General features: G+C 59.0%; 5 protein-coding genes. All 5 read right to left on the bottom strand.

Features of this window, described 5'->3' with window-relative positions:
- Positions 1-300, bottom strand: a 300-nt coding sequence (locus tag CAI21_RS22370) for a hypothetical protein (RefSeq protein ID WP_220349058.1), incomplete at its 3' end; no start/stop codon positions are given.
- An 8-nt stretch (positions 301-308) separates the two neighbouring features.
- On the bottom strand, positions 309-689 hold the full coding sequence (locus tag CAI21_RS22365) for a hypothetical protein (RefSeq protein ID WP_116304336.1): 381 nt from the start codon (positions 687-689) through the stop codon (positions 309-311).
- Complete coding sequence (locus CAI21_RS22360; protein ID WP_116304335.1) at positions 673-4,662, bottom strand: hypothetical protein; 3,990 nt, start codon at positions 4,660-4,662, stop codon at positions 673-675. The genes CAI21_RS22365 and CAI21_RS22360 overlap by 17 nt, the downstream gene beginning before the upstream one ends.
- 106 nt (positions 4,663-4,768) lie before the next feature.
- A complete protein-coding gene (locus CAI21_RS22355; protein WP_116304334.1) occupies positions 4,769-5,185 on the bottom strand; it encodes a hypothetical protein in 417 nt (138 codons plus the stop codon).
- Between the two features lie 42 nt (positions 5,186-5,227).
- The coding region (locus tag CAI21_RS22350) for a DUF4150 domain-containing protein (RefSeq protein ID WP_116304333.1) at positions 5,228-5,678 on the bottom strand (451 nt) is incomplete at its 5' end.

Here is a 5,678-nt window from a genome sequence, read left to right as displayed (position 1 = left end):
GTACTGTTGCCAAAACTCCCAGAACGCCTCCACCTCCCACGGCGACTCCCCCTCTTCGGGATAAATCAAATGCTGGTCGCTGTAGCGGTGGATGAGCACTAACTGATAGCTCGTGCGGCCGGTATAGCCGGTAAACGGCATCAGGTACGGGTCGAACTCGTCGAACGGCAGCTCCACCATCCGCCCGCGCCGGGGCAGGCTCACCAGGCCGGTGCGTCGGTTCAGCCAAAAATTGCGCTTATCCGGCGATAGCACGTACTTCGTCAGCAAGGTGCCGATACCCCAGATACTGACCGGCACCGCCAGGACTAACCCAGCCCCCCCTCGACAAATACCGCATAAAATCCGTTGTAGACTGCAAGAGAACTGAATGCCACCACACACGCAAACACCCCCATCAACGCCAACGTCACAATAGCGTTGATCAACACGGCGGGGTTACCGAGGTGTTCCCAGTCGACCCTTTCGTGATAACGCCAATGCGGCATATGCTTGGGCCAGGCGCGGCCGAACAGCGCGTCGAGATCGGCATGGCTGATGCTAAGGTGCTCGCCGCACTGCACCCCCGGCCGCCCTTGCAGGGGCTTACGCTGCAACTGCCGGGATTTCCACCCCTGGCGGCCCGCATCCGCCGGCGCCAGATCGCGGGGACGCGTGCTGTTATAGGCCGTGTCAGCGTAGTAGTTCATAGGCTCGTCTCATTGCCGAGTAATCCTTATCGCGCACCACCGGAAGTTGTTGGTAAACCCAACCCGGCACCTCGCCCAATTCGAGGCCGTCCTCGTTCGAGGGCAGCTCCGTCGGCTCCTCATTGTCCTTATCCATAGGGAGTAGTAAACCTGTTTCGGTGGTATAGCGAACATTGGCGCGCCACAAAGCCGACTCGCGATAGCCACGGAACCGGTAACGTTTGCCGATGACGGCAACGCCGCTGGCATCGGTCAAGTCTTCGTCCCGGTAAAACGACGCGCTCGTCTGGATCGGGCTCCACTGAGGCTCGCTCAAGGTTCCGCGGAATGCGCCGCTGTAACCGGCCACGAGGCCGGCGGCTCCGGTAACGCGCCCGGCCAGGTTAGGCGCATGCCCGCGAAATAACGATACGGAGAAAGCGGCTTCGAGGCTGACTTCGTCCTTAACACCGCCGGGAACCAGCACATCGACGAATACATCCGGGACAAACGTTCCGTCGGCGTCGAAAAAGCCCTCGCTTTGATCTTGCTTGACCAAGACGACCGGGTTTAACAGCAAGTCCGCTAGGGCCTGATAACTTTTCTCCGGCGAGTAGCCTTCGAACTCCCGGCTTAGCTTATCGCGCTCATTTTTCGGGAAGGGGCCATACTTGGTCCAGCGCTCGAAGGGGGTGTCGGTAAAAACATGTGCCAGTACGCCCGCAACAACCGCTATGGTGAGGAAGACCCAGCCGTAGGGAGTCAAGAAGGCCAAGCCAGCCACCCCGGCTTTACCAAGCGCGGCCAACATTAGTCCGGCCATGGCGGTAGCCTGTACGCCGTACCAGAACGCCGCATCGTTATCGCCGCGGTCCGCATGCGCTAACATCTGCCGCGTGGCCACGATCGCCCCAATTCCAGCCAAGCTCGCGGAGCTGAGACCCAGTATCTTAAGATTACCTAGTTTCGGAATGTAAATAGTGCCCTGCACAAAACGCTTAGTGAATACTTTGGACGCTATATCTTTTCCGGCTAATGCAAGAGTCGCCTCGGCCAAAGCAACTAGTGCGGCCAAACTAGCAGCACCGACTACAGCATACTCTTTGAGTCCGTCTTCTGTGCTCACAGCTTTAAAAGCATTAACCGCATTAACCGACTCAACCACAGCCACCAACGGCGGCAACGTCTTATTACCGATGTGGACGGTTTCCGACGTAATATGCTGCAGCGTGCTGCCACCGACCATTGTTCCAGGCTTTACCGCATTAACCGCGTACGGTTTGGCGTCGGCCGACACCGTGACCACATCGGCCCTCGCCCTTGCGAGCCCATCCGCTCCATAGGTTTGAAATACGCGGCTGAATACCTCGCCCGTCACCGGCTTCATACCGTGTATTTTGTCGATATGCGTCGGGTTGCTGCTCAATACGGCTCGGCCCGTATTGGCATCAACGACATCCAGCCCTCCGCCACCGCTACTTGCCCGAGCTCCCTCCGGCTGCATACTTTGCTTTATCAGGCCGCGCCGCTGCCTTCGGTTAAGTAGCTTTGACTCCACATTGGCCTTAACAATAATTCGGCCTTCCTCGATAACCTCGCCCGCTCGCACCACTTTCATACCCACCAGCTCCGGGGTATTCGCGGCCTTCGCTAACCGATAGAAAACATTCAGCTTTTCTTCATGCACTGTCAAAGCATAATGCTTTTTAAAGCCTTCCATGAAGTCGCCGACCACTTTCTGGAATAATTTAACGGTATCTTCCAGCCACTTAGGTAGGCCAGTCGGCGGCTTGCGGGAGGCGGCGATGGTCGCGGCGAACAGGCCCGGCCGAAAACGTCCGCTGCCGTCCGAACGCTCGGGCACGGGAGGCTCGTAGTCGGCCGTGTAGATGTCGACCTGCGCCTCGCACGGGAACACCATCTCGTGTATCGGATGCCCCTCATCCAACAATTGGCTTAGGTACTGAAGGCCGGGATCGTCTTCGGGCTCCGGACGGTCGATATTCGACTGTAGGTCGTAGCCCTCGTCCAGATCGCAGGGGTCGTGCGAACAGAACGCGATCAAATCGCTCGCGACGAACCAAAGCTGAGCGTAGGCCTCGCCTTCCAAGGTCGCGTAATCGCGCAGGGCTTCTTCCAGCGCGACAAAGTCCGGGCAGCGATCGCGGAGGCTCTCGCCTTTATAGCGCCCTTCCAGAAAGTCGATGTAAATCACCTTCTCGGCGCGGATCTCCTCCCGGAGCCGTTGGCGCTTTTCAACCCGCAGAATGTCCTCTAACCGAGCTTGGCTGAGGTGCTCCCCGGCTTCTCTGAGCATTTTCGAGGCGCGGTCCGCCTGCGCGTATCGCCCGCGATAAAGCGCCCACAGCGGCGATAGCGCAGCGCGGCCTATCGACTTGGCAAAAGGCTCTTTCTCCCACAGGTCTTCGTCCAAGAAAGTGTGGTAGGCCGTTACCGCGGCGTGGTAATCCTCGTCGGACTGTAAGGCTTGTAACTCTTCTTTTAATGCCTCGATCTTGTTAGTGACAATGCCGTATTCGCCTAAAGCGACGCCCAACGGGTCATGTAGGTATACGACCGGAATGCGGCTATTCCTGTGTACTTTCAGATGGTACAGCCGGGGGGCCGTAACGGCCGATTCGAGCGCTGCGCGATTATCTTCCGGCACTTGGTAAGGGAAACCCTCGGCGTAGCCACCGAGGTCGATCTCCTGCAACCGCGCTTTTCGATACGCCGCGGCCTGCTCGTTCTGTTCGCTGCTCGGCATCGGCACAAGCTCTTCGCCTTGGCGGCGCCGTAAGCGAGGATCGGCCTCCGACATCCCACCGAGCGCATTGATCCGCGACCAACTCCATTGCACGTCGGCGTAGCAGATTTCGACGGTTCGCGGCTGTCCTTGGAACCGATACGGCACCAGGATTCTGTTATCGGCATGCCCGGTGGCCGTTCGCTCATCCCGACCGGCTTGAAAGCGCAGATTGACATCCTGATAGAATCCGCGCCCCACCACTTTGAGTTCGCGCCATAGGTGACCGTCGACGAACACGTAGATATACCCGTTGGTTCTAGGTACATCGGCCTTTTCCTTGTCCAAATCCGGCGTTGTATAGCATAGGGGGACGATGGGAACGATGATATTCTCGCTCTGCCCGCTTGCTTCGCTACGGGCTTCCTCCAGCTCCCGACGAGAGCGGGCCGATAGCTCGCTAAGCGGTATATCCAACCAGTTATAGTCGGGGTGCGTATCGAATAACCGCAAAAATGCGTAGGCCTCGCCTTTGTCCGCGGGAATAATCACTTCGCGGTGATTATTGAAGGCATAGGCTGTATCGCCGACGGAAAGACGCTTGGCTTCCTCCAGCCGGTCCATGTCGACAACATCGTTTTCTAGGTAGCTGACGCCGTCGCCGTCTGCCATAGATGCTGCACTATCGGCTCCGGCGTCGTCCCGCTCGGGTTCGACACGCTCCGCCTCTTCCGGCGCCGTGGCGGGGTTGCCCGGCGCTTCGGTATCGAGCCCGTTCAAAAGCCTAAGGTACTCGCCGGCGGTTACCCCGTTACCATCGGCCGGCGGCGCCCCTCCGCTGCTTAGCCAGGAGTTGACGGCTCCGGCCCCGACGAGATGAGCGGCACCTAGCAGGCCCGACTCCGTAACAATAACGCCGTCGACTTCCTGCCCGATGTAATTCCACGCCCCGTTGACTCTTAAATAACCGCGAACCCGCTCGTGATAGCGAGCGACCGCAGCCTCTTGCGCCTCCTCGCTGTTTAAAAAATCCGTGTACGACGAGACGCCATACTGCTGAGCTTGCGCCGTCCATTGATAATCGCGATAGTTATTATTCATCAGCCCGTCATTGACGATGAAACCGGCGTCGACGAGCGCTGCTTCTCCCATTTGATACAAGCCGAGGTAGCCGAACCGATTAATCGCATGCGGGTTGTTGGACGATTCCCGCAGGGCAAGCCTTTGTAGAAACTCTGATCTAGCCACGCCAATCCACCCAAACGTTAGCAGAGGTCTTCCAGGTCAGGATGGTGTTCCTCAAAGAACACCACTTGGTACTCGCACCCCATCGACCCGCATGACCACGTGTCGGTTATCGTTGCAGCACCGTTTTGCTCCAAACCCGCTTGCCGTTGCTGGCGCCGCTCCAAGCGCATTCGTGCTTTTGGTAAGCAGCATTCAAGGAAAACTGGTACGCCCTTTGGCCAAGGGGCAACGTCATGGTTAAGGCTGTGCTCCCTGCCTCGGGTTTACTGACGGACCACAAAGACGTCGCCTCTTCGCCGCCGCCAAAAACCTCCACCGGCTCGGCTAGCGTGACGGTGTGCTCGGCCTTATCGAAGGCGTCTTGCGCTTGTAGCCAGCGCATCCCGCCGTCGACGCCCTCGATAGCAACCTGCCCCGCGATGTCGGGAAAGGTCACCGCCGTCTGCCCCGCACAGGCCGCCACCGCGACGGCCCATAAGGGCAAAACGGCGCAACGCTTAAGCCAAACGTTTAACGCTGGCATGACACACCTCCAGTATTCCGTCTAGTACGCCAACTGCTTTATCTATTCTTCGGGTTCTAGCCCCGCCAGCTGCCCCTTTACCAACGGCAGCTCGCCGCCGGCAACCTCCACCGCGTAGGCGTTGGGTGGATCGTTAGGGTCGGCATCCTCCGGCTCGTCGGCCAACAGCGCTTGCGGCGGGGTGCCGGAGGGTTGCATCAACGGTGCCGGCTGGGTGTTTTGGTTGTTGGAGACCATCAGATCGTGCGCGCGCACGGCTGGCTCGCCTTCGATGAGCACGTTCGGCGAGGCAGTGAGAAACTCGGCCTGGCCTTGGGTGGTACCGGAGAGTACGCCGCCTTTGCGGCCCGCCTCGTCGCCGGTGCTTTTGCTGAACACGGAGGCCTTGGTGCAGACCGGGTGGCCGTTGATTTTGACGGTGCCGGCGGTTTTGGCGGCGTCTTTGGATTGGGCGACGTTGGCGTAGAGGATGTCGGTGGTGCCTTTGCCGCTG

Origin of the sequence: Alkalilimnicola ehrlichii (assembly GCF_003399765.1) — a bacterium.
In the GTDB taxonomy this organism is placed as follows: Bacteria; Pseudomonadota; Gammaproteobacteria; order Nitrococcales; family AK92; genus AK92.
The sequence above is the reverse complement of the archived record's forward strand: the minus strand, read 5'-3'. Positions and strand labels throughout refer to the sequence as shown.

Coding starts and splice junctions, on each gene's coding strand:
- CAI21_RS22365 (WP_116304336.1), bottom strand. CDS start 689: ATGAACTACTACGCTGACACGGCCTATAACAGCACGCGTCCCCGCGAT.
- CAI21_RS22355 (WP_116304334.1), bottom strand. CDS start 5,185: ATGCCAGCGTTAAACGTTTGGCTTAAGCGTTGCGCCGTTTTGCCCTTA.